Source organism: Cellulomonas sp. Root485, from assembly GCF_001426705.1.
GTDB lineage: Bacteria > Actinomycetota > Actinomycetes > Actinomycetales > Cellulomonadaceae > Cellulomonas.
In genome coordinates, this window is record NZ_LMFC01000001.1 from 798,824 (window position 1) to 821,056 (window position 22,233).

General features: G+C 73.7%; 23 protein-coding genes. 14 read left to right on the forward strand and 9 right to left on the reverse strand.

Annotated elements, in window-relative coordinates; translation table 11 throughout:
• The first annotated feature begins 20 nt into the window (after positions 1-20).
• From ASD16_RS03800 to rsmD, 3 genes are read left to right on the forward strand one after another with little or no spacing between them, the layout of a single operon-like run.
• On the forward strand, positions 21-713 hold the full coding sequence (locus ASD16_RS03800; RefSeq protein WP_055913008.1) for an ABC transporter ATP-binding protein: 693 nt from the start codon (positions 21-23) through the stop codon (positions 711-713).
• The gene (locus ASD16_RS03805) at positions 710-2,353 is read left to right on the forward strand and encodes a DUF6297 family protein (RefSeq protein ID WP_055913011.1); all 1,644 of its coding nucleotides are present in this window, start codon (positions 710-712) and stop codon (positions 2,351-2,353) included. The genes ASD16_RS03800 and ASD16_RS03805 overlap by 4 nt, the downstream gene beginning before the upstream one ends.
• On the forward strand, positions 2,350-2,907 hold the full coding sequence (gene rsmD / locus ASD16_RS03810; protein WP_055913013.1) for a 16S rRNA (guanine(966)-N(2))-methyltransferase RsmD: 558 nt from the start codon (positions 2,350-2,352) through the stop codon (positions 2,905-2,907). Before ASD16_RS03805 ends, rsmD begins: the two co-directional genes overlap by 4 nt.
• On the opposite strand, the gene ASD16_RS03815 is transcribed toward rsmD, so the two are convergent.
• Both ASD16_RS03815 and ASD16_RS03820 read right to left on the reverse strand, forming a co-directional pair.
• Positions 2,876-3,250, reverse strand: a complete 375-nt coding sequence (locus tag ASD16_RS03815; protein ID WP_157453780.1) for a hypothetical protein — start codon at positions 3,248-3,250, stop codon at positions 2,876-2,878. The two genes, rsmD and ASD16_RS03815, sit on opposite strands and share 32 nt — an antisense overlap.
• Before the next feature lie 24 nt (positions 3,251-3,274).
• Complete coding sequence (locus ASD16_RS03820) at positions 3,275-3,562, reverse strand: hypothetical protein (RefSeq protein ID WP_055913021.1); 288 nt, start codon at positions 3,560-3,562, stop codon at positions 3,275-3,277.
• Between the two features lie 65 nt (positions 3,563-3,627).
• Here ASD16_RS03820 and coaD point away from each other — a divergent pair, with 65 nt between their 5' ends.
• The 6 genes from coaD to mutM all read left to right on the forward strand — a co-directional run bounded on the left by coaD (position 3,628) and on the right by mutM (position 7,148).
• Positions 3,628-4,116: a pantetheine-phosphate adenylyltransferase gene (gene coaD, locus ASD16_RS03825; RefSeq protein ID WP_055913023.1), complete on the forward strand. Its 489-nt coding sequence runs from the start codon at positions 3,628-3,630 to the stop codon at positions 4,114-4,116.
• Positions 4,113-4,604, forward strand: a complete 492-nt coding sequence (locus tag ASD16_RS03830; protein ID WP_055913026.1) for a hypothetical protein — start codon at positions 4,113-4,115, stop codon at positions 4,602-4,604. Before coaD ends, ASD16_RS03830 begins: the two co-directional genes overlap by 4 nt.
• 109 nt (positions 4,605-4,713) lie before the next feature.
• The gene (locus ASD16_RS03835) at positions 4,714-5,292 is read left to right on the forward strand and encodes a DUF177 domain-containing protein (protein WP_055913029.1); all 579 of its coding nucleotides are present in this window, start codon (positions 4,714-4,716) and stop codon (positions 5,290-5,292) included.
• 2 nt (positions 5,293-5,294) lie between these two features.
• Entirely contained in the window at positions 5,295-5,492 is a 198-nt protein-coding gene (gene rpmF / locus ASD16_RS03840) for a 50S ribosomal protein L32 (RefSeq protein WP_055913037.1), read from the forward strand.
• A 59-nt stretch (positions 5,493-5,551) separates the two neighbouring features.
• Positions 5,552-6,244, forward strand: a complete 693-nt coding sequence (gene rnc, locus ASD16_RS03845) for a ribonuclease III (protein ID WP_055913041.1) — start codon at positions 5,552-5,554, stop codon at positions 6,242-6,244.
• Position 6,245: 1 nt separating this feature from the next.
• Positions 6,246-7,148 (forward strand): bifunctional DNA-formamidopyrimidine glycosylase/DNA-(apurinic or apyrimidinic site) lyase, encoded by a 903-nt coding sequence (gene mutM / locus ASD16_RS03850; protein WP_055913044.1) that lies wholly within the window; start codon positions 6,246-6,248, stop codon positions 7,146-7,148.
• Here mutM and ASD16_RS03855 read toward each other — a convergent pair.
• On the reverse strand, positions 7,145-8,062 hold the full coding sequence (locus ASD16_RS03855) for an NAD(P)-dependent oxidoreductase (protein WP_055915665.1): 918 nt from the start codon (positions 8,060-8,062) through the stop codon (positions 7,145-7,147). The genes mutM and ASD16_RS03855 overlap by 4 nt on opposite strands.
• 81 nt (positions 8,063-8,143) lie before the next feature.
• Between ASD16_RS03855 and ASD16_RS03860 the strand changes: the two genes are divergently transcribed.
• Positions 8,144-8,770 carry a response regulator transcription factor gene (locus ASD16_RS03860; RefSeq protein ID WP_055915667.1) on the forward strand — a complete coding sequence of 209 codons (627 nt, stop codon included), beginning with the start codon at positions 8,144-8,146 and terminating at the stop codon, positions 8,768-8,770.
• A gap of 4 nt (positions 8,771-8,774) precedes the next feature.
• Here the strand turns inward: ASD16_RS03860 and ASD16_RS03865 are convergent, their stop codons facing one another.
• Genes ASD16_RS03865 through ASD16_RS03885 form a run of 5 tightly spaced genes read right to left on the reverse strand, consistent with a single transcriptional unit; the run spans position 8,775 to position 16,376 of the window.
• Positions 8,775-10,439, reverse strand: a complete 1,665-nt coding sequence (locus ASD16_RS03865) for a GAF domain-containing sensor histidine kinase (protein WP_235523095.1) — start codon at positions 10,437-10,439, stop codon at positions 8,775-8,777.
• Between the two features lie 14 nt (positions 10,440-10,453).
• Complete coding sequence (gene cydC / locus ASD16_RS03870; protein WP_055913051.1) at positions 10,454-12,169, reverse strand: thiol reductant ABC exporter subunit CydC; 1,716 nt, start codon at positions 12,167-12,169, stop codon at positions 10,454-10,456.
• Positions 12,166-13,803 (reverse strand): thiol reductant ABC exporter subunit CydD, encoded by a 1,638-nt coding sequence (cydD, locus tag ASD16_RS03875; RefSeq protein ID WP_055913054.1) that lies wholly within the window; start codon positions 13,801-13,803, stop codon positions 12,166-12,168. Before cydD ends, cydC begins: the two co-directional genes overlap by 4 nt.
• Positions 13,800-14,858 (reverse strand): cytochrome d ubiquinol oxidase subunit II, encoded by a 1,059-nt coding sequence (cydB, locus tag ASD16_RS03880; protein WP_055913057.1) that lies wholly within the window; start codon positions 14,856-14,858, stop codon positions 13,800-13,802. Before cydB ends, cydD begins: the two co-directional genes overlap by 4 nt.
• Positions 14,859-14,873: 15 nt before the next feature.
• On the reverse strand, positions 14,874-16,376 hold the full coding sequence (locus ASD16_RS03885; protein ID WP_055913058.1) for a cytochrome ubiquinol oxidase subunit I: 1,503 nt from the start codon (positions 16,374-16,376) through the stop codon (positions 14,874-14,876).
• Positions 16,377-16,867: 491 nt separating this feature from the next.
• On the opposite strand from ASD16_RS03885, the gene ASD16_RS03890 reads away from it, so the two are divergent.
• A complete protein-coding gene (locus tag ASD16_RS03890; RefSeq protein WP_082570573.1) occupies positions 16,868-19,954 on the forward strand; it encodes an Rne/Rng family ribonuclease in 3,087 nt (1,028 codons plus the stop codon).
• Between the two features lie 18 nt (positions 19,955-19,972).
• Here ASD16_RS03890 and ASD16_RS03895 read toward each other — a convergent pair whose 3' ends face one another.
• Positions 19,973-20,593, reverse strand: coding sequence for an NAD(P)H-dependent oxidoreductase (locus tag ASD16_RS03895; RefSeq protein WP_055913064.1), 621 nt, complete (start codon positions 20,591-20,593; stop codon positions 19,973-19,975).
• A 93-nt stretch (positions 20,594-20,686) separates the two neighbouring features.
• Here ASD16_RS03895 and ASD16_RS03900 point away from each other — a divergent pair, with 93 nt between their 5' ends.
• The 3 genes from ASD16_RS03900 (at position 20,687) to rpmA (ending at position 22,149) form a co-directional block, all read left to right on the forward strand.
• Positions 20,687-21,256: a TetR/AcrR family transcriptional regulator C-terminal domain-containing protein gene (locus ASD16_RS03900; RefSeq protein WP_055913066.1), complete on the forward strand. Its 570-nt coding sequence runs from the start codon at positions 20,687-20,689 to the stop codon at positions 21,254-21,256.
• Positions 21,257-21,507: 251 nt separating this feature from the next.
• Positions 21,508-21,816: a 50S ribosomal protein L21 gene (rplU, locus tag ASD16_RS03905; RefSeq protein ID WP_186814764.1), complete on the forward strand. Its 309-nt coding sequence runs from the start codon at positions 21,508-21,510 to the stop codon at positions 21,814-21,816.
• Positions 21,817-21,888: 72 nt separating this feature from the next.
• On the forward strand, positions 21,889-22,149 hold the full coding sequence (gene rpmA, locus ASD16_RS03910; RefSeq protein ID WP_055913072.1) for a 50S ribosomal protein L27: 261 nt from the start codon (positions 21,889-21,891) through the stop codon (positions 22,147-22,149).
• Positions 22,150-22,233 lie beyond the last annotated feature (84 nt).

Here is a 22,233-nt window from a genome sequence, read left to right on the forward strand (position 1 = left end):
CCTCGCATACCCTGACGCACGTGCCCAAGAAGCCCGTCATCCGCGCCCAGGACCTGATCGTCGGCTACGGCGGGGCGCCCGTGTGTGCACCCGTGACGTTCACGCTGGCACCCGGCAAGGTCGTCGCCCTCGTCGGCGCCAACGGCTCCGGGAAGTCGACCGTCCTGCGCGCCGTGATCGGGCTGCTCGAGCCGTCAGGCGGCACCCTGCGCGTGTTCGACAACCCGGTCGACGAGCGGGACGTGGCCTTCCGCACGAAGGTGGCCAGCGTCCTCGACGACGACGCGTACTTCCCGGCGCTCACCGTCTCCGAGCACCTGTACCTGACCGCCCGCGGGCACGGCGTGCACGGTGCGCAGGACGTCGTCGCCGGGCTGCTCGCCGAGTTCGGGCTGACCGACCACGCCCGGTCGCTGCCGGTCGCGCTCTCGTCGGGTCAGCGACGCCGGCTGCTGCTCGCCGCCGGCTTCGTCCGGCCGCGCTCCCTGCTCGTCCTCGACGAGCCCGAGCAGCGGCTCGACCGGGCGATGCGGGACCGGCTCGCCGCGCGGATCGTCGCGGAGAAGGAGGCGGGCGGTGCGGTGCTCCTGGCCACGCACGACCCGGACCTGCTGCGGGCCGTCGCCGACCGGGCCGTGCACGTCGCGGACGACGTCACGCGGCTGCTGCCCACCGACCAGGCGGCCGACCTCATCTCGCGGGAGAACCCGTGACCGCGGCCGACCACGACGACGCGCCCGGGACAGCGCTCGACCACGACGACGAGCCCGCGGTCCAGCCCTTCGAGGTCGGCGCGGTCCCGTCCGCGAAGAGCATCCGCCGCTTCACCTCCCAGGCGGCGAACGCCCGCGGCGGTGCCAGCCTCGGCTCGCTGCTGGGCGGTGTCTACTACGCGGTCATCAGCATCGCGATCAGCGCCGGCGTCGCGCTCGGGTTCGCGCAGGCGATGCGTGCGTCCCTGCCGCCCGCCCCCGAGGTGGAGACGCCGCTCACGCTGAGCCTGGCGACGCTCGTCGTGGTCATCATCGTCGCGCTCGCGGGAGCGCTGCTGTCGCTCGCGGGACGGCTCGGGCCCGTCGGAGCCGGCGGGGCGGAGGCGGCCTGGTGGCTGGCGCTGCCGGTCGACCGGCGCGGGCTGCTCCGACCCGCGGCGCGTCGTCTGCCCCTCCTCGCCGGCTTCGTCGGCGCGCTCCTCGTCGCACTCCTGGACGCCGGGCTGCTCGCCGACCCGGGTCTGCGCGTCGCCCGGGTGGCGTCCACCGCGGCCCTGGTCGCGGCCGGGATCGTCCTGCTCGCGGCCGTGGGCCAGTCGGCGAGCGTGTCCCGACGCTCCATCGCGCTGGCCGGTGACGTCCTGCTCTTCCTGGCCCCGGTCGCCGCCGTGGTTCTCGCGCGGGTCGGTTGGTCCGTCGACGAGGTGCCGACCGCGCCGTGGTGGTTCGTCGTCGGGCTCGTCCCCGTCGTCGTCCTGCTCGCCGGCGTCGTCGACCGTCGGCTCGGCCGGATCCCGTCCCGGACGTTGCGGGAGAGCGGCTCGGTGGCCACGCAGGCCGTCGGCGCGGTGGTGTCGATGGACTCGCGCGAGCTCGGCCGGGCGCTGACCGACGGCGCCGCCGCACCCGTGCGCCGGTGGCTCTCACCCCTCAGCACCGCTCGCGGTCCGGTGACGGCACTGATCACGGCAGACCTGGTGGTGCTGCGGCGCTCGGCCCGGCACGTGGTGCAGCTCGTCGTCGCGGCGCTGGTCCCCGTGCTGGTCAGCACCGTGCCGCAGCTCGCCAGCCCGGTGGGCGTGCTGCTCGCCCTGCTGATCGCCGGCTCCGTCGCGACGAGTGCGACCGGTGAGGGCTCCCGCCGCGCCGAGATGGCGCCGATCCTGGACCGCCTGCTGCCCCTGGAGGCCAAGACGGTCCGCCGGCTGCGCATGGTCGTCCCGGCCGCGGCGATGCTGCTGTGGTCGGTCGTGGCGTTCGCGGCCGTCGGCCGGTGGGCGTCCGACGTCCCGGGCTGGATCGCGCTCGGCATCGCCTCGACGCCGGTGTGGGCCGCCGCGGCGGTGCGGGGCTCCTACCGGCCGGCCCCCGACTGGGGCGGCGCGCTCGTCTCGACGCCGATGGGTGCCCTGCCGACGGGGGTCGCCACGGTCCTCGCCCGCGGGCCGGACCTCGTGATCCTGGGGCTGCTGCCGGTGTGGATCGCGGTCCTGCTGCGGACCGTGAACGCCCCTCTGCTGTACTCGCAGCTCGTCCTGTCGGTCATCGCCGTGGCGATCGCGTCGTCCATCCGCACGCGGTCCCTGATGGAGACCCTGATGGACGCGCAGGAGCAGGAGCGGGCGGGAGCGCGCCGGTGACGCGGGTCGTCGCGGGCACGGTCGGTGGCCGCGTGCTGCAGGTGCCGCGAGCGGGGACCCGACCGACCAGCGAACGCGTCCGGGAGGCGCTGTTCTCCCGGCTCGAGCACCTCGACGTGGTCGACGGCGCACGCGTGCTCGACCTGTACGCGGGGTCGGGGGCGCTCGGCATCGAGGCCGCGAGCCGCGGTGCCGCGCACGTGACGCTGGTCGAGTCGGCGCGCGACGCCGCTGAGGTGTGCCGCCGCAACGTGACGACCCTCGGTGTGGCGGGCACCGTGCAGGTGGTCGCGGAGAAGGCGGAGCGGTTCGCGGCGCGGCCGACGGTCGCGCCCTGGGACCTGGTGCTCATCGACCCGCCGTACGACCTGCCCGAGGACGACCTGGCGGGGGTGCTGGCAGGGATCGGTCCCGCACTGTCGGACCACGGGGTCGTGGTGGTGGAGCGGGCGTCACGCACCCCGGAGCCGACCTGGCCGGCGACACTGGTCCGTCTCGACCGCCGCTCCTACGGGGACACCGTCATGTGGTTCGCGGAGCTCGCGGAGGTCTGACGACCTCGGTGCGCAGGACGTGCACGGCGCCGTTGAGGACCTCGCGCAGGCGACGGAGGTCCGCCGGCGACCAGCGGGGCTCGAAGGGCGCGAGGTCGAACGCCCACGGCACGCTCGCGGCGGTCAGCATCGTGTGGCAGCGGTCGGCCGCCCCGACCCAGCCGAGATCTCGTGCATCGTCCGCGCACGCGTCGGGCGTCGGCCAGGTTCGGACCCGCCCCTCACGCACCGCGACGCGGTCGAGGTCCCCGTCCGGCCCCCACCACACCGAGGAGCGGCGCCCGTCGAGGACCACGGTGACCACCTCGCCGAGGGGAAGGGGGCGAGCCGTGTCCGAGCGCATGCGCGTCATGATGCCCCCGAACACCTAGGGGTGTCCGGAGGCTCGGTGCAGCACCCGAAGGACGGGACCGTCGGGTGCGAAGGCGGCCACGCCCTCCACCCGGCCGTCCAGCCGGGCGACGTGCACACGACCGGCCGCCAGGTAGCGGTCGACGGACGGTCCGAGCCACGCGGCGCACGCGTCCAGGCGGGTGCCGTCTTCCGGCAGCGCCCACGCCATCAGGGGGTTGGTGCGGTACGCACGGGCCAGGACGTTGCGGATCGCGGGGGAGTCGGCGGCGGACGCACGGTCCAGGACGACGTCGGGAGCCATCGCCCGAGGCTAGGGCTACCGCGCGTTCCGATGGCCGGAACCGACCGCTGGCCTACCCTGACGACGTGACCACTGCCGTCTGCCCCGGGTCCTTCGACCCCCTCACGCTCGGCCACGTGGACGTCGTCCGGCGAGCCAGCACCCTGTTCGACGAGGTCGTCGTCGGGATCGCACGGAACTCGTCGAAGGCGTCGTTGCTCCCGGTCGAGGAGCGGGTCGCCCTGGCCCGTGCGGCCTTCGCGGACGTGGACGGCGTGCGCGTCGAGGCCGTCGACGGGCTGCTCGCCGACTTCGTCCGTACGGTGGGTGCGGTCGCCGTCGTCAAAGGGCTGCGCGGTGGCGCCGACTTCGACGCCGAGCTGCCCATGGCTCTGATGAACCGGCACCTGTCGGGTGTCGAGACCGTGTTCGTCGTCGGCGACCAGGCTCTGGCGCACATCGCGTCGTCGCTGGTCAAGGACGTGGCGCGCTACGGCGGTCCGATCGACGACCTCGTACCGGCGGGCGTCGCGGAGGCGGTGCGGGCAGCACTACGAGGAGGGGACGCAGGATGACCGACGAGGACCCGACCACGAGGCCCGAGGGCCTGACCGGGGTGCTGGACGCGATCGCGTCGGCGGTCGCGAACGCCCGGGCGATGCCGATGTCGTCGTCGGTGCTGGTGAACCGCGCCGAGCTGCTCGACCTGGTGGACCAGGCGCGGGACGTGCTGCCCAGCCAGCTCTCGCGGGCCGACGAGGTGCTGGCCGACGCGGACACCGCCCGGTCGGTCGCGCAGGCGGACGCCGATGCCCTGCTGGCGCGGGCGCGGGCGCAGGCCGCGGAGCTCGTCGACCGGGAGGCCGTGGTCGTCGCCGCACAGGAGCGGGCCGCGGAGCTGGTCGCGGAGGCCGAGCGGGTGGCCGAGGGCCTCCAGCGGGACGCCGACGACTACTGCGACCGCCGGCTGGCCGACTTCGAGATCGACCTGGGCAAGGTGCTGAGCCAGGTGCAGGCGGGCCGGGCGAAGCTCGCAGGACGCTTGGGCGTCGACGAGACGTGAGACCTGCGCCACCCTCGGACGATTTGGGTGGCCCCTGACCTGTGCCGTAGAGTTATCCGTTGGTTCTGCCGCTCATGGCTGGACCGAGATCAACGAGGGGACCCTGGCCGTGCCGCGCCCTGTTCACCTCGATCCCCGTTCGCCGTTCGTGCTCGATTCGCACGAGCTCGGTCGACGTCCGGGATCGACGAGGACCGTGCAGCGCACCGTGGGTGCCCCGGAAGATCTCGGTACCGACGTGATCGGCATCCCCACCGGGACCGACATCGAGCTGGATCTGCGGCTCGAGGCGGTCATGGAGGGGGTCCTGGTCACCGGATCCGTCCGTGGTCGGGCGATCGGGGAGTGCGTGCGCTGCCTGGGTGAGGTCGTCGAGTTCGTCGACGTCTCGCTCACGGAGCTGTACGTCTACCCCGAGCGCGCGGCCGTCGCGGTCGAGGACGGCGACGACGAGGAGGACGTGCGCGAGCTCGAGGGCGACCTGGTCGACCTGGAACCCGCGCTGCGGGACACGGTCGTGCCGGCTCTGCCGTTCCAGCCGCTGTGCCGTCCCGACTGCCCCGGTCTGTGCTCCGAGTGTGGCGCGCGGCTGGCGGACGACCCTGACCACTCGCATGAGACGCTTGACCCTCGCTGGTCCGCCCTGAGCGGCCTGCTGGGTTCGAACGACGAGACGAAAGAGAGCTAGCCGTGGCTGTTCCGAAGCGCAAGATGTCGCGCAGCAACACCCGTGCGCGTCGGTCGCAGTGGAAGACCACTGCCACGACGCTCCACACGTGCCCGCAGTGCAAGGCCAACAAGATGCCGCACACGGCCTGCCCGTCGTGCGGTACCTACAAGGACCGTGCCTACGCCGAGGCCGTGCGTACCGAGTTCGAGGTTCGCTGACCTGAGGCTCGTGGGCGACGCGCCCCCGCCGTGGAGCATTCGATGACCGGAGGACCGGCGTGAGTGCCGCGGCAGAGCTGTTGCACGAGAAGCTCGGGGTCCACCTGGACCCCGAGCTTCTTGTGCTCGCCCTGACGCACCGCTCGTTCGCGCACGAGGCCGGGGGGATCCCCACCAACGAGCGGCTCGAGTTCCTCGGGGACGCGGTGCTCGGGCTGGTCGTCACCGAGTCGCTCTACCGCGCGCACCCGGACCTGCCGGAGGGCGCCCTCGCGAAGATGCGGGCCGCCACGGTGTCGCAGCGCGCGCTGGCGCTCGTCGCGCGGGACCTCGACCTGGGCGACTACGTCCTGCTCGGCAAGGGGGAGCTGTCGACGGGCGGGCGGGACAAGGACTCGATCCTGTCCGACACGCTCGAGGCGGTGTTCGGGGCGGTCTACCTGAACCACGGCGTGGAGACGGCCCGCGCGGTGGTCGAGCGGCTGGTCGGTCCGTCGCTGGTCGCTGCTGCGGACCTCGGTGCCGGCCTGGACTGGAAGACGTCGCTGCAGGAGCTGTCCGCGGCCCTCGGCCTCGGTGCGCCGAGCTACGACGTCACGGGCGAGGGACCGGACCACTCCCGCACGTTCACGGCGCGCGCGATCGTCGCAGGGGAGCCGCGCGGGGTCGGCGTCGGCCCGGCCAAGAAGCTCGCCGAGCAGGACGCCGCAGCGGACGCCTACCGGGTGCTCGCCGCGCAGCTGCAGCCCTGACGTGCCCGAGCTGCCCGAGGTCGAGACGGTCCGGGACGGGCTGGCGCGGCACGTGCTGGGCCGCACCGTCACGGGCGTCGCGGTGCGGCGCGACTACAGCGTCCGACGCCACACCGACGGACCCCTCGACTTCGTGGGACGGCTGCGTGGCCGGCGCCTGGTCGCGGCCGTCCGGCGCGGCAAGTTCCTCTGGCTCCTGCTCGACGAGGACGACGACGCCCTGATGGCGCACCTCGGGATGAGCGGGCAGCTCCTCGTCCGCGAGCCTGGCGAGCCGCGACCGGATCACCCGCACCTGCGCGTCCGGCTCGACCTCGACGACGGCTCCGCCCTGGACTTCGTGGACCAGCGCACGTTCGGGCACCTGAGCGTCCCTGACCTCGTCCCGACGCCCGACGGCGCTCCTGGCGGGCTCGGCTCACCGCTGCCGGTCGTCCCGGCGCCCGTCGCGCACATCGCCCGGGACCTGCTGGACCCCGTCCTCGACCGCGCAGCGCTGGTGGCGGCGATCCGGCGGCGGAAGACCGGCATCAAGCGGGCGCTCCTGGACCAGACGGTCGTGTCCGGGATCGGCAACATCTACGCCGACGAGGGGCTCTGGCGGGCGCAGCTGCACTACGCGAGGCCGACGGAGACGCTGCGCAGGTCCGAGGTGGAGCGTGCCCTCGACGGTGCGCGCGACGTGATGACGGAGGCGCTCGGGCAGGGCGGGACCAGCTTCGACGCGCTCTACGTGAACGTGAACGGCGCCTCGGGGTACTTCGACCGCTCGCTCGCCATGTACGGGCAGGAGGGTCGGCCGTGCCCCCGCTGCGGCACGCCGGTGCGTCGCGACGAGTTCATGAACCGCTCCTCGTACAGCTGCCCCCGGTGCCAGCCTCGTCCGCGCCGGGGCCGGTTCTAGCGGGCGACGACGTTGCGGAGCTGGTCACCGGCGAGGAACGCCGCAAGGTTCGCGGCCACCAGCTCGCCCGCGCCCCTCGGTCGGCCACCGGCGGCGTGCGGGCTGATCAGCAGCCGCGGCTCGTCCCAGAAGGGGGAGTCGGCCGGGAGAGGTTCCGTCTCGAAGACGTCGAGAGCAGCACCCGCCAGCCGGCCCGACCGGAGCGCGTCGAGCAGCGCGGCCTCGTCGAGCGTCGCACCGCGGCCCACGTTGACCACCCACGCACGCGGGGGCAGGAGCGCCAGGACGTCGGCGCCGACCACGTGGCGGGTCTGCTCGGTGGCGGGCAGCAGGGAGATCAGCACGTCGGTGTACGGCAGGTGGTCCGGGAGGTCGAACGGGGAGATCACCGGGAAGCCGTGGCGGTCGCCGGCGACGGTCGCGACGCCCGTGACCTGCGCACCCAGCGCGGCGAGCAGAGGCGCCAGCCGGGCGGCGATGGACCCGAAGCCCCAGATCAGCACGTGCGCCCCGTCGAGCGACCGGAACTCGGGTGTGGACCGGGCGTCCTGCATCCCGCCGAGCTCGCCGGCCCAGCGGTGCTCGGCCTGGGCGCGGACGAGGTCGGGCACCCGACGCGCGGCGGCCAGCACGAGCGCGAGGGTGTGCTCCGCCACCGGCCCGTCGTGCAGGCCTCGCCCGGAGGTGAGGACGACGTCGTCGGCGAAGCCTGCCTCGAGCGCCGCGTCCGGGCCTGCCGCCAGCGTCTGGACCCACCGCAGGCCGCTCAGGCGCCGGGCTGCGTCGGCGGCCTGCTCCGCAGGGTTGCCCCAGAGCACCAGCACCTCGGCGTCGAGGGCGTCGGCGGGCACCGGCTCGTGCACGTCGTAGCGCACCACCCGCACGTCGGGGGGCAGTGTCGGGTCGTCGGACATCGTCGTGGGCAGAAGGATCGTGGTCACCCTGGCTACGATGCCATCGTGGCCTCACCCAGCGCCTCCGGTGTCATCACCGTGATGATCGTCGACGATCACGAGGTGGTCCGGCGCGGCATCGCGGAGCTCGTGGACCGCGCCGAGGGGATGGCGGTGGTCGCGGAGGCCGCCTCGGTGGCGGACGGGGTGCGCCGCGCCGACCTGGTGAGGCCGCAGATCGTGCTCGTGGACCTCCAGCTGCCGGACGGCACGGGGATCGACGTCCTGCGGGCGCTGCGCGAGAAGCTGCCCGAGACGCGGGCGATCGTCCTGACGTCGTTCGACGACGACGACGCCCTGGCCGCCGCGCTCGACGAGGGTGCCGCGGCGTACCTGCTGAAGTCGGTCCGGGGTGCGGAGATCACGGAGGTGATCCGCGCCGTCGCGGCCGGGCGGACCCTGCTCGACCGGCGGACGGTGACCCGGCACAAGGCACGGCACGAGGACCCGACGGACGGACTGACACCCAGCGAGCTGCGCGTCATCGAGCTCATCGGCGAGGGGATGTCGAACCGGGAGATCGCGGAACGGCTGGGCATCGTCGAGAAGACCGTGAAGAACCACATCACCTCCGTGCTCGCGAAGATGGGTCTGCAGCGGCGCACCCAGGTCGCGGCGTGGGTGGCCTCGCGGGCGCGCGCGGGCTGGCGGGTGGAGCCGGGCGGCTGAGCCGTCAGGCCAGAGGGGCTTCCCAGGTCAGGAGCGTGCCCGGCCCCGTGGGTGGGGCACCGATCTCGACGGTCCCCCCGCGCTCGTGGGCGCGTTCGGCGAGGTTGCGGGTGCCCGAGCTGCGGCGGCGGTCCGCCGGGAGCCCGACGCCGTCGTCCTCGACCTCGACCCGCACCGAGCCCTCAGGTGCGGTGCCCAGGACGAGCACGCGCACGGTCACGGACGATGCCCGCGCGTGCCGGGCCGCGTTGGCCAGCCCTTCGCGCACGACCGCGACCACGTCGGCGGTGAGGTCCGGTCCGACGCGATGGTCCACACGGTCCGCGTCGAGCCCGCCCACGACAACCGTCGTCCCGTCGAGGCTGACGACGAGCGACGGGGCGAAGCCCAGCCCCGTCCGCGCGAGGGACGCCTCCCGCCGCAGCCGTTCGACGAGGCCGCGGGCCGCGTCCGGGTCCCGCAGGTCGTGCACGATCCGCCGGATCTGCTGCACCGAGCCGTCGACGTTGTCCAGCGCCTCGTCGACGATCGCGGTCAGCTCGGTGGCGTCCACGCCGCGAGCCGCGCGCCGACGGACCGCCTCCAGCTGCAGCCCCGTCGCGAACAGCTGCTGGATGGCGAGGTCGTGCAGGTCACGGGCGATGCGCTCGCGCTCGTCGAGCAGCGCCTCCAGGTCGTGGGCGTGACGTCCGGCGGCCAGCTGGGTGGCGAGCGCGGCCTGGGCGGCGAACGCCGCGGCGGTGGTGAGGTCGGACGGCTCGAACGGGGGTGCACCGACCTTGCGCAGCAGGATGAGCACCCCGACGGCACCACCCGGCGCCGGGACGGGCGCGAACAGGGCCGGACCGAACGACCGCATGGCCGGCGTGGCGACGGTGTGGGCGCGCGCGAGGGACGCCGTGATCAGCCCGGTGCCGTCCTCGACCACGCGCCACGCGCGGGATCCGGGAGGCATCGGAGCACCGATCAGCTCGTCCCGGTTGCGGCCGACCGCGACCTCGATGACCAGCTCGCCGCCGACCCCGGGCAGCGCGAGCGCGGCGGCGTCCGCCTCGTCCGCGTCCCGGGCCGTCGAGACGATGCGTTCGAGCGCTCCGTCGTCGTCGACGCCCTCCAGCAGGGTCGTCGTGAGGTCCACACCCGCCTGCAGCCAGTGCTCACGGCGCTGCGCGTCGGCGTGCTGCTGGGCGTTCGCGACGGCTGTGCCGGCCGCGGCGGCGAGCGACAGCACGACGTCCTCGTCCTCCTGGGTGAAGCCGCCGGGCTTCTCGGACAGGTACAGGTGGCCGAAGACGCGGCCGCCGACCCGGACGGAGGTCCCCAGCAGCGGGACGGTGGACGGGTGGTCGGGTGGGATGCCACGGAACGCCGGGTGCTCGCGCGCGTCGCGCAGGCGGAGCGCGCCGGTCTCGGGGACCTCGCCGAGCGTCCCCAGCGCGAGCGGGGCCGCGCGCAGGACGTCGGCCACGGTCCCCGGCACACCGGTGGACACGAAGGCGGTGGACACCCCGCGGTCGTCGATGACGGTGAGTGCCCCGTACGGGGCCCCGGTCAGGCCCGCCGCAGCCTCGACGAACCGCTCCAGCACCGCGGACAGCTCGAGCTCGCCGGCGACCGCGATGACGGCGCTGACCAGGTCGCCGTCGCGCGGGACCCCCGCTTCGGCCACTGTGCGGTCTCCTGTCAGTCGGTCGCGCGCTCTCGCTCCCAGGCGTCACGGTAGTCCGGGACGGTCGCCAGGAGCTCGGCGTGCGCACCGCGCGCGACGACGCGACCGCCGTCGAGCAGCAGGACCTCGTCCGCCGCCGGGAGCGCGCTGAGGCGGTGGGTGACCACGACGACTCCCCGGGGGTCGTTCAGCAGGTCCGTGACCAGGGCGTCGGCACGCTCCGGGTCGAGGTGCTCGGCCGGCTCGTCGACGAGCAGGAGTGGTGCCGGGGACACCAGGGCGCGCGCGACGAGCAGCCGGCGCCGTTCGCCCCCCGACACCGTGCGGGCGTCGGGTCCGACGACGGTGTCGAGGCCGTCCGGGAGCCCGACGAGCCACTCCGCGAGGCCGACCCGTGCCAGCACGTCGGTCGCCTCCGTGGCGGTGAGGTCACCGCGCCCGACGCGCAGGTTCTCCAGCACGGTGGTCCCGAACACGTGGGCGTCCTCGGTGCCGACGACGACCGCGGCGGCGACGGCGTGCCGGTCGAGGTGGTCGACGTCGTGCCCGTCGAGCGTGAGCGTGCCGGCCTGCCGGGGGAGCAGCCCCGCGAGGGTGAGCAGGGTGGTCGTCTTGCCGCTCCCCGACGGCCCGACGATCGCGACGGAGCGGCCGGGCCGCAGGTCCAGGGCGAGCTCGGTGACCACCGGCGGTGCGCCGGGCCAGCCGGCGGCGAGGTCGGTCGCGACGAGCGGGGGGCGCCCGGGGGAGTCGTCGGTCGGCGGGGGGTCGGTCGGCGCGTCGAGCAGCGCGAGGACCCGTGCCGCGGCCGCGCGCGAACGCTGGACCTGGATCGCGGCGGCGGGCAGGAGAGCCGTCGCCTCGAACGCTGCGAGCGGCGTGAGCACGATCACGGCGAGCTCGACCGGGGAGAGCAGGCCGGCGCCGACGGCGGGGACGCCCGTGAGCAGGGCCGCCAGCATCGCCGCTCCGACCGCCAGCTGACCGATCCCGGCAGCGATCGCGGCCGGGCCGGCCCCCGCGTCGGTGGCCGCGGCGAGCCGCCGGTCGGCGTCGCGCAGGGTGGCCAGCTCGGTGCTCGCGCGGCCGCCGACGAGGAGCGGGCCGGCGTCGTCCAGCAGACCGAGAGCGGTCGCCGTCATGTCCGCGCGGCTCTCCAGCGCGCGCTGCTCGGTGCTCCGCGCGGCACGGGCGGCGATCGCGGGTGCGACGACGCCCGCCAGCACGAGGCACACGCCGAGCGCGAGGCCGGCCGGGGGCCAGAACGCGCACATCGCCAGCACCGTGCCGGCGCCGAGCGTGATCGCGACCCCCGCCGGCAGCAGGCCTCGCACCACCACGTCGCCGACCGCGTCGACGTCCGCACCGACGCGGGCGAGCAGGTCCCCGCGCCGCACCCGCAGGAGCGTCTCGGGCCGCGCGACGGCGAGCCGGTCGTACAGGGTGGTGCGCAGGTCGGTCATGCCGCGCAGGGCGACGTCGTGGGACACCAGCCGCTCGAGGTAGCGCAGCACCCCGCGGCCGATGCCGAACGCGCGCACCGCGACGGTCGCGACCGACAGCTGGAGCACGGGCGGCATCTGGGAGGCGCGCGCGATCAGCCAGGCCGAGACCGCCGCCAGGGCGACCGCACACCCGAACGCGAGCGTCCCGAGCAGGAGGGCCAGCGCGAACCGGCGCGGGTCCAGGTCGAGGAGCCGGACCGCGCGGCGCAGCGTCCCGCGGGTCATGTGAGCACCTGCGCGTCCGACCGGACGTGCACGACGTCGTCGGCCACCGCCACCAGGGACGGGCGGTGCGCCACGAGCAGCACGGTCCGTCCCGCGTCCCGCAGGGCCCGCACGGTGTCGAGGACCACCTGCTCACCGGCCGCGTCCAGGTGGGCCGTGGGCTCGTCCAGGACCACCAGCGCCGTGTGCGCGAGCAGGGTGCGGGTCAGCGCGACGCGCTGGCGCTGGCCCAGGCTCAGTCCCGCACCGCCGCGACCCAGCGGGGTGGCCCAGCCGTCGGGCAGCGTCGCAAGGACGGTGTCGAGGCCGGTGAGCGCGGCCGCCGTCGCGCGCGAGCGGTCGTCGCCGCCGACGAGGTCGGCCACCGTCCCCGGCTCGAGCACGGGTCGCTGCGGCAACCAGGACACCTGGGCCCACAGCGAGGAGGGATCGAGGTCGGCGAGGTCGACGCCGTCGACCGAGGCGCGGCCGTCGTCGGGGCGCAGCAGCCCGAGGGCGATCTCGAGCGCGGTGGTCTTGCCGACGCCGCTCGGCCCGGTCAGCGCGACGACCGTGCCGGGTCGCAGGACCAGGTCGAGGCCGTGCGGGGTGCTCCCGCCCGAGGTCCGCACCCCGACGCCGTCGAGCCGCAGGGTCGCCGTCCGCAGATCCGGCGCCGGCTGCGTCCCGACGACCGCGACCGGGGTCTCGAGCACCTCGAACGCCCGCCCCGCCGCCGCGACCCCGTCGGCCGCGGCGTGGAACTGGACCCCGACCTGGCGCAGCGGCAGGAAGACCTCGGGCGCCAGGACGAGGACCGCGATCCCGGTGACCAGGTCCAGGTTCCCCTCCACCAACCGCAGCCCGATGCCGACCGCGACGAGCGCGACCGACAGGGTGGTCAGGAGCTCCAGCACCATGCCCGACAGGAACGCGATGCGCAGCGTCCCCATGGTCGCCTGCCGGTGCGCGTCGCCGAGCGTCCGCACCCGGGCCCCGGGACCGCGCTCGCGCCCGTGCGCCCGGAGCGTGGGCAGGCCGGCGAGCAGGTCCAGGACCTGGGCGCCGAGCCGCTGCATGCTGGCCAGGCCCTGCTCGGACCGGCCCTGCGTGAGCCGCCCGACGAGGACCATGAAGATCGGGACGAGCGGCAGCACCGTCACCAGGATCGCGGCGGAGACCCAGTCGAGCCCGAGCACCACGAGCAGGACGCCCGGCGTCACCGTGGCCGCGAGCACGAGCTGCGGCAGGTACCGCACGAAGTACGGCTCGAGCGCGTCGAGCCCGCGCGTCGCCAGCGTGACCACCGAGGGCCCCTCGCCGGAGGCCAGCCAGCGCGGACCCAGCGCCACCGCGTGCGCCACGACCTGCTCCCGCAGCTCGGCGACCGTCCGGGTGGCCGCACGGTGTGCGAACCGTTCCTGTGCGGCGGTGACCAGCGCCCGGACCGCGACGACGGCCGCGAGCCACGCGATCGTCGGACGCAGGACGTCCAGCGTGGCGCCGTCCGACACCGCGGCGCCCAGCGCGTGCGCGAGCAGCAGGGCCTGGGCGACGACCAACGCCGCGGTGACCACGCCGAGCGTCGCGGTGAGGGCGACGTACCCCCGGGCGGCTCGCGCGTGCCGCAGCAGGCGTGGGTCGAGCGGCCTCACTTCTCAGGGGTGCTCAGGGCGGGCAGCTTGTCGAACGTGAGGCCGGTGTGGTCCGGGATCCGGTCGGCGGAGATCCGCTTGCGGAACACCCAGTAGGTCCAGCCCTGGTAGAGCAGGACGAGGGGCGTGAGGAAGGCGGCCACCCACGTCATGACCGTGAGCGTGTAGTTGGTCGACGACGCGTTGGTGATCGTCAGCGAGTTGGCCGGGTCGAACGCCGGCATGACGTCGGGGTACATCGAGCCGAAGATCAGCACGACGGCAGCGACGATCGCCACGGCCGAGGCGGTGAACGCGAGGCCCTCCTGGCGGCGCTGCGTGGCGACGACGAGCACGACCAGCGCACCCGCAGCGACGACGACCGCCGCCCACGTCCACGGCACGGAGTACGCGACCTGCGCCCACACGGCCCACACGCCTGCCACGACGAGCGTCACGACGGACGACCGGGCCGCGAGCACCCCGGCGCGCGCCCGGACGTCACCGTCGGACTTCAGCGCCAGGAAGACCGCTCCGTGCGTCAGGAAGATCAGTGCGGTCGTGGCGCCGCCGAGCAGGGCGAACGGGTTGAGCAACGCCCAGAACCCGCCGACGTACTGGTGGCTCGCGTCGAGCTCCACGCCGCGGACCAGGTTGGCGAACGCCACGCCCCAGAGCACGGCCGGCACCCACGACCCGACCATCAGGCACCGGTCGGCCAGCGACCGCCAGCGCGGGTCGTCGATCTTGCCGCGCCACTCGAACGCCACCACGCGCACGATGAGCGCGAGCAGGATGAGCAGGAGCGGCAGGTAGAACCCGGAGAACATCGTGGCGTACCACTCGGGGAACGCCGCGAACGTCGCACCGCCCGCGGTGAGCAGCCACACCTCGTTGCCGTCCCACACGGGGCCGATGGTGTTGATCATGACTCGGCGGTCCCGGTCCTTGGCCGCGCGGTCGCCGCGGGACAGCAGCCCCAGCAGCATCCCGACGCCGAAGTCGAACCCCTCCAGCACGAGGTAGCCGGTCCACAGGACGGCGATGAGGATGAACCAGACGGTGGTGAGCTCCATGGTCGTCGGCTCCGCTCAGTACGCGAACGACAGGGGACGCTCGTGCGCCGTGTCCGGGTCGTTGTCGGGGTTGTCGGGGCTGGGGTCGTGCTCGCTGTCCGCCACACCCTGGATCGCGTACCGGTGCATGAGGCGGTACCAGAACACGGCGAGGATCCCGTAGAGCAGCGTGAAGGCGATCAGGCTCGTCAGGATCGTGCCGGTGCTGGTCACGGTCGAGACGCCGCGGGCGGTGAGCAGCCAGACGCCGTCGACGCCGCCCGGGTTCGGATTGGGTGCGACGACCCACGGCTGGCGTCCCATCTCGGTGAAGATCCAGCCGAAGGACGACGCCAGGAACGGGGTCGCGATCGCGGCGATGCCCAGCCGACCGACCCACACGTTCCCGCTCACGCGTCCCTTGCGGGTCACCCAGAACGCCACCAGCGCGAGCGCGGCCGAGCCGAGCGCGAAGCCGATCATGAGGCGGAAGCCCCAGTACGTCACGGCGAGGTTCGGGATGTAGCTGATGGGCTCGCCGTTCGCGTCGGTGTACCCGTACTTCTCCTCGTACGACTGCTGCAGCTGGTCGGTGCCCTGCAGGGTGGAGGAGAAGTCGCCCGTCGCCAGGAACGACAGGGCGCCGGGGATCTCGAGGAGGTGGGTGACCTGGTCGCAGTCGTCGCCCGTGCCCAGCGGCCCGACCGCGAGGATCGAGAAGGGCACGCTCGAGGTCGTCTGGCACAGCGCCTCGGCGGCGGCCATCTTCGTCGGCTGCTGCTCGAACATGAGCTTGGCCTGCTGGTCGCCGCTCAGGGCGACACCGACGCCGGAGATCACCATGACGATCACGCCCAGGACGACGGCGGGGCGGTAGACGTCGCGCGCCTTCTCGACCTGACCCGCGCGCACTAGGCGCACCATCCACCAGGCGGCGATGCCGGCGACGAACGTGCCTGCCGTGAGGAACGCGGCGGAGATCGTGTGCGGGAACGCCGCGAGCAGCGTGTTGTTCGACAGGACGGCGCCGATGTCCGTCATCTCGGCGCGCCCGCGCTCCTCGTTGAACGTGGCCCCGACCGGGTGCTGCATCCAGGAGTTCGCCGCCAGGATGAAGTAGGCGGACAGGTTCGTGGCGATCGCCACCGCCCAGATGCACGCGAGATGGATCTTCTTCGGCAGCTTGTCCCAGCCGAAGATCCACAGCCCGAGGAACGTCGACTCGACGAAGAACGCCGCGAGCGCCTCCATGGCCAGCGGGGCGCCGAAGACGTCACCGACGAAGCGGGAGTACTCGCTCCACGCCATCCCGAACTGGAACTCCTGCACGATGCCTGTGGCCACGCCGATGGCGAAGTTGATGAGCAGGAGCTTGCCGAAGAACTTGGTCAGCCGCAGCCAGCGCTCGTTCCCCGTCCGCACCCATGCCGTCTGCATGATCGCGACGAGGGGCGCCAGGCCGATCGTCAACGGGACGAAGATGAAGTGGTAGACGGTCGTGATGCCGAACTGCCACCGTGCCACGTCCAGCGTGTCCACGAGTCCTCCGGGGTGCTACAGGAGCTGCGAGTCCGTCGGGTCTACGGTCCGGGCGCCCGACGGACGAGACGACCGTCCAGGTCAGGTGGCCTGGACAGGAACGCGCGGACCGGGTCCAGTCTGCTCCTGTGGCGGAGGTGCCGGAAGCCAGACGGAGCCGGGTGTGCGTCACACCGGGACGCGCCGACGAGAACGGGCGGCACGCCGTGCGAAGACCCCTGTGCGATACTGACCCCGGCTCCTAGGACGACCACACCGTCTCGGGACCCTTGAGCTCGCAGCACCAGCATGTCGTGCGCGCCAGCCGCCGCTTCGCCGCCCGCTGGTCCCCGATCGGGACCGACGGCTCCGGCCCCGCAGGCGATGGCGCCGACCGGGTGCAGCAGCCACGACCGCCGACTTTCCGTCGCCGCGCAGCACGCGTGCGACGACCGACCGACCGAGCAGCGCCGCGTGTGGGTGGCGATGCCCGGTACCCAGGAGCACTTCGCGTGACCGACGAGAACACCCCCACCACAGACGCGACGACCGCCGGGGGTGAGGCACCGCCCGCACCCCCGCGCCGCCGCCGTGCCACCCGCGTGACCGCCGCTCCCAGCAACGACGCCCCGGCCGACGCCGTGGTCACCGTGCCGGCCCCCGCCGCGGAGCCGGCTCCGGTGGTCCCGGCCCCCGTCGCCGAGGAGCCGAGCGCCGACGCGCCCGCCGCCCCGCCCAAGAAGAAGTCCCGCCGCGTGACGCGCACCGTCGTCGTCGGGGCATCCGACGAGACCCCGGCCGCCGTTGCCCCTGCGGAGCCGGAGGCTGAGGCGCCCGCGCCGCCCTCCGAGCCCGAGCCCGAGCCCGAGCCCGAGCCCGCCAAGGCTGCGCCGCGTCGACGCCGCTCGGGAACTCGCGCCGCCTCCGCCCCTGAGCCGGTCGTCGAGGTCGAAGCCGAAGCCGTCGAGGACGAGGAGGCCGAGGGCGCCGCGACGCTCGACGTCCTCGCCGAGCTGGCCGCCACGACGCAGTCGGTCGAGCCGGCCGAGCCCGCGAACGCCACCACGAGCACCACCTCCACCGGTTCACGCTTCGCCACGACCGCGCTCCTGTTCCAGGCGCCGGACCCGAGTGCCGCGCGGCCGCGTCGCCGCCGCGCCCAGGCCAGCACGGGCTCGCCGGAGGAGATCTCGGAGGCCGCCCACCGCGACGTCGCCGAGCCGGCAGCGGAGACGGTCGAGCAGGCCGAGCCGTCGGAGCAGGCCACCGAGGCCTCGTCGCCGTCGTCGCGCGGATCGCGCCGTCGTGGCCGTCGTGGCCGCAGCGGTGACGCGACGCCCGTCGAGGACGCCCCCGTCGAGGACACGGACGCGCAGGACGAGGTCCCCGCGGACGAGCTCGCCGAGGACCAGACGGCCGACGACCAGGTCGAGCAGGACGAGGACGACGAGAACGAGACGTCCGAGGAGGGCGTCGCCGGTGCTCCCCGTCGTCGTCGCCGCCGCGGCGGCCGAGGTCGGCGCAGCCGGCCCGAGTCGGGTGGCGCGACGGAGGACGCCGACGAGTCCGACGACGAGCCGGACGAGAGCGCCGAGGGCGACACCGAGTCCGACGCCGACGAGTCCGCGGGGGAGGGGGACGGCTCCAGCCGTCGTCGCCGCCGCCGTCGTCGCGGCTCCTCACGGGGCGGCGACTCCGGCGAGCAGGTCGAGGCGCGCCCGGCCCGCACGCGGGCGCCGAGCGACGAGGTCACCGCCCTGCGCGGCTCCACGCGGCTCGAGGCCAAGCGCCAGCGCCGCCGGGACGGTCGCGACGCCGGCCGGCGCCGCCAGATCATCACGGAGTCCGAGTTCCTCGCCCGACGCGAGTCGGTGGACCGCTCGATGATCGTGCGCGAGAAGAACGCCCGCACGCAGATCGCCGTGCTCGAGGACGGGGTGCTCGTCGAGCACTACGTCTCCAACCAGGCGCAGTCGTCCATGGTCGGCAACGTCTACCTCGGTCGCGTGCAGAACGTGCTGCCGAGCATGGAGGCCGCGTTCGTCGACGTCGGCAAGGGCCGCAACGCCGTGCTGTACGCCGGTGAGGTCAACTGGGACGCCGCCGGGCTCGAGGGCGGGTCGGCCCGCCGCATCGAGCAGGCGCTCAAGTCCGGGGACCCGGTGCTCGTGCAGGTCACCAAGGACCCGATCGGCCACAAGGGTGCTCGTCTGACCTCGCAGGTCACGCTCGCCGGCCGTTACCTGGTGTACGTGCCCGGCGGCGGCATGACCGGCATCAGCCGCAAGCTGCCGGACACCGAGCGCAACCGCCTGAAGAAGATCCTGCGCGAGGTCGTCCCGGACTCCGCCGGCGTCATCGTCCGCACGGCCGCCGAGGGTGCCAGCGAGGACGAGCTGCGCGCCGACATCGCCCGCCTGCAGGGGCAGTGGGAGGCCATCGAGAAGAAGTCGAAGACCGCCTCGGCCCCCGCGCTGCTCCAGGGCGAGCCGGACATGGCCATCCGCGTGGTCCGCGACATCTTCAACGACGACTTCTCCTCCCTCGTGGTCGAGGGTGCCGACGCCTGGTCGACGATCTCGTCGTACATCGACGAGCTCGCCCCGGACCTGGCGCAGAAGGTGTCCCGCTGGGAGTCCGACACCGACGTGTTCGCGGTGCACCGCATCGACGAGCAGCTGGCCAAGGGCATGGACCGCAAGGTCTGGCTGCCGTCGGGGGGCTCGCTGGTCATCGACCGCACCGAGGCCATGACGGTCGTCGACGTCAACACCGGCAAGTTCACGGGCTCGGGCGGCACGCTCGAGGAGACCGTCACGCGCAACAACCTCGAGGCCGCCGAGGAGATCGTCCGCCAGCTCCGCCTGCGCGACATCGGCGGCATCATCGTCATCGACTTCATCGACATGGTGCTCGAGTCCAACCGTGACCTCGTGCTGCGCCGCCTGGTCGAGTGCCTGGGCCGCGACCGGACCAAGCACCAGGTCGCCGAGGTCACCTCGCTCGGCCTGGTCCAGATGACGCGCAAGCGCGTCGGTCAGGGCCTCGTCGAGGCGTTCAGCGAGACGTGCGAGCACTGCCACGGGCGCGGCTTCATCGTGCACGAGGAGCCGATCGAGAAGAACAACCAGCGTCCCGACGCGGGCGCCCAGCAGCAGCCGGCCGCCGGCGCCGCCGAGGGTGAGGCCAAGCGCTCACGTCGCAAGCGCGGCGCCAAGGAGCCGGTCGCGCACGTCCCGCACGCGGGCGTGCCGGTCCTGCCCGAGGCCCGCGAGGCAGTCAAGGCGACTCTCGCGACGATCGCCGCGGCCGCCGCCCACGCGCACGAGCACGACCACGAGCACCACGCTCCGGCCGCCGTCGCCCAGACCGAGGTGGCACCGGCGCCCAGCGCGGCCGGCCTCGACGTGTTCGCGGAGTTCGCCGGCTCGAAGCCGGCGGAGCCCGAGACGGACGGCCCGGCCGAGGAGCTCGAGCTGACGGCGGTCCCCGCCGACGTGTTCGAGGCGGAGATCGTCGAGCCCGCGGACGACGAGCCCGCGGACGACGAGCCCGCGGACGACGAGCCTGGGGACGACGCCGACTCCCAGCAGGACTGACGACGGGGCTCGTGCCGGTCAGACGACCGGCACGAGCGCCTCGTCGCGGGGTGCCAGCCGCACGCCGGCGACCCGGTCCTCCATGCGCGCGAGCCACCGCTCCCGCCGCTGCGGGGACACCTCGGCCACGCGCGGGTGGCTCAGCCATCGCGCCGGCACGCCCATCTTCTGCCACACCCCGCGCACCGACGCCTTCTGCGCAGTGTTGCCGAAGAGCCACCGGTAGGCCGGCCCCGGGGTCGACATCGTGGTCGCCACCGTGACGCGCTGGAGCCGGACGAAACGTCCGCGCGGGAGGCCGAACGCGCCGTCCTCGTAGGCCCAGCCGGGTACGAGGACCTTGTCGATGAACCCCTTCATCACCGCGGGCGCGGTCTCCCACCAGACAGGGTGCACGAGGACGAGGTGGTCGGCGGCGTCGATGCGGCGCTGCAGGTCGGCGACGACCGGGTCGATCGTGGTGTGGTCCCGCCAGGCCGCCAGGTCCGCGCGGCGCATCACCGGGTCGAAGCCGGAGGCGTCGAGGTCGAGGAGGTCGACCTCGCGCCCCGCGCGTCGTGCGCCCTGCGCCGCGGCGTCGGCGAGCGCGTGGCAGAAGCTGCCCTCGTAAGGGTGGTTGACGATGACCATCGTGCGCATGGACGGCTCCTTGAACGGTGTTAAGTTGAACAGCGTTAGATTGATTTAACGCCGTTCAGTTGTCAAGGTGGACCGGTATCGAGGGAGGTGGGGATGGCGCAGCGGCTGGATCGCGAGCGGATCGTGCGGCGTGCGCTCGACCTCCTGGACGAGGTCGGGCTGGACGGCCTCACCCTGCGCCGCCTGGCGAGCGACCTCGGGGTGCAGGCCGCAGCGCTGTACTGGCACGTGCCGAGCAAGGCGGCGCTGCTCGACGAGATGGCCACCACGATGCTGCGCGACCTCATCGTCGAGGCCGACGAGGAGCTCGCCGCGCTCGAGGGGGAGCCGTGGCAGGACTGCGTGCGGCTCTCGGCCGTCCGGTTCCGCGCCGCGCTGCTTGCCCGCCGCGACGGCGCCCGGGTGTTCAGCGGCACCTACCTCGCCGACGAGCGCCTCGCCGGGTGGATCGACCTTCCGCTGTCGATCCTCGTCGGCGCCGGCTTCACCGTGCCCGAGGCGACCCGCTCGTGGGGGACGCTGCTCGCGTTCGTCCAGGGGTTCGCGGTGGAGGAGCAGGCGATGCCGGCGGGTGCGGGCGGCGATGTCGAGGAGCGGTTCGACTTCGGTGTCGACGTGATCGTGCGCGGGCTCGAGTCCCGGCTCGCGGTGCTCTCCGCCTGACGACGGGTGTCGTCGGTCACGTCACACCGACTGCGGGACCGTCAGGTTTGACCCTGCGGCGTGGGGTCCGTACCCTAGAACGTCGGCGCGTCGTGTGCGCGCTGGTCAGGTGTGCCGCCGCAGCGGCGCCGACGCGAACCCCCACGGGAACCGGCGACAACCGGTGGCAGCGGGATGTGCGCGGGCGCAGGCAGGGCACACCCAGAGCGTTAGTGACCTAGGCAGTTCGACGAGCAGAGATGAGCAGCAACGTGGTGTACGCGATCGTGAAGGCTGGCGGCCGCCAGGAGAAGGTCGCGGTGGGCGACGTCGTCGTCGTCGACCGCCTCGCCGCGCAGGCCGGGTCGACCATCGAGCTGACCGCCCTGCTGCTCGTCGACGGGGAGAAGGTCACCACCGACGCCAAGGCCTTGGCCAAGGTGAAGGTGACGGCGGAGGTCGTGCGGGACGAGAAGGGTCCCAAGATCGACATCCTCAAGTACAAGAACAAGACCGGGTACCGCAAGCGCCAGGGTCACCGCCAGAAGCTGACCCGCCTCAAGGTCACCGGCATCTCCTGATCTCGCGCCGTCGGCCGGTCGGCCGCAGGCACGCGCAGCCCCCCATTCTCTGAGCACGAAAGCAGGTTCGTCATGGCACACAAGAAGGGCGCGAGCTCCTCGCGCAACGGTCGCGACTCCAACGCCCAGCGCCTGGGCGTCAAGCGCTTCGGTGGCCAGGTCGTCAAGGCCGGCGAGATCATCGTCCGCCAGCGTGGCACGCACTTCCACCCCGGCGTGAACGTCGGTCGTGGCGGCGACGACACGCTGTTCGCCCTCGCCCCCGGTGCCGTGACCTTCGGGACGCGCCGTGGCCGCAAGGTCATCGACATCGTCGTGGCGGCAGAGGTCTGAGCCGTAGTGCAACGGACGGTGCGGGTCGCGGAGCGGCGTGCACCGGAAGTGGAACGAAGGCGATGACCGACCGCGGATCAGCGG

What these genes read in the sequence shown, in the direction of transcription:
- ASD16_RS03855 (WP_055915665.1), bottom strand. Translation starts at nt 8,062, where the DNA reads ATGTCCGACGACCCGACACTGCCCCCCGACGTGCGGGTGGTGCGCTAC.
- ASD16_RS03895 (WP_055913064.1), bottom strand. Translation starts at nt 20,593, where the DNA reads ATGCGCACGATGGTCATCGTCAACCACCCTTACGAGGGCAGCTTCTGC.
- rpmA (WP_055913072.1), top strand. Translation starts at nt 21,889, where the DNA reads ATGGCACACAAGAAGGGCGCGAGCTCCTCGCGCAACGGTCGCGACTCC.
- cydB (WP_055913057.1), bottom strand. Translation starts at nt 14,858, where the DNA reads ATGGAGCTCACCACCGTCTGGTTCATCCTCATCGCCGTCCTGTGGACC.
- cydC (WP_055913051.1), bottom strand. Translation starts at nt 12,169, where the DNA reads ATGACCCGCGGGACGCTGCGCCGCGCGGTCCGGCTCCTCGACCTGGAC.
- ASD16_RS03900 (WP_055913066.1), top strand. Translation starts at nt 20,687, where the DNA reads ATGGCGCAGCGGCTGGATCGCGAGCGGATCGTGCGGCGTGCGCTCGAC.
- ASD16_RS03860 (WP_055915667.1), top strand. Translation starts at nt 8,144, where the DNA reads ATGATCGTCGACGATCACGAGGTGGTCCGGCGCGGCATCGCGGAGCTC.
- ASD16_RS03830 (WP_055913026.1), top strand. Translation starts at nt 4,113, where the DNA reads ATGACCGACGAGGACCCGACCACGAGGCCCGAGGGCCTGACCGGGGTG.
- ASD16_RS03820 (WP_055913021.1), bottom strand. Translation starts at nt 3,562, where the DNA reads ATGGCTCCCGACGTCGTCCTGGACCGTGCGTCCGCCGCCGACTCCCCC.
- ASD16_RS03815 (WP_157453780.1), bottom strand. Translation starts at nt 3,250, where the DNA reads ATGCGCTCGGACACGGCTCGCCCCCTTCCCCTCGGCGAGGTGGTCACC.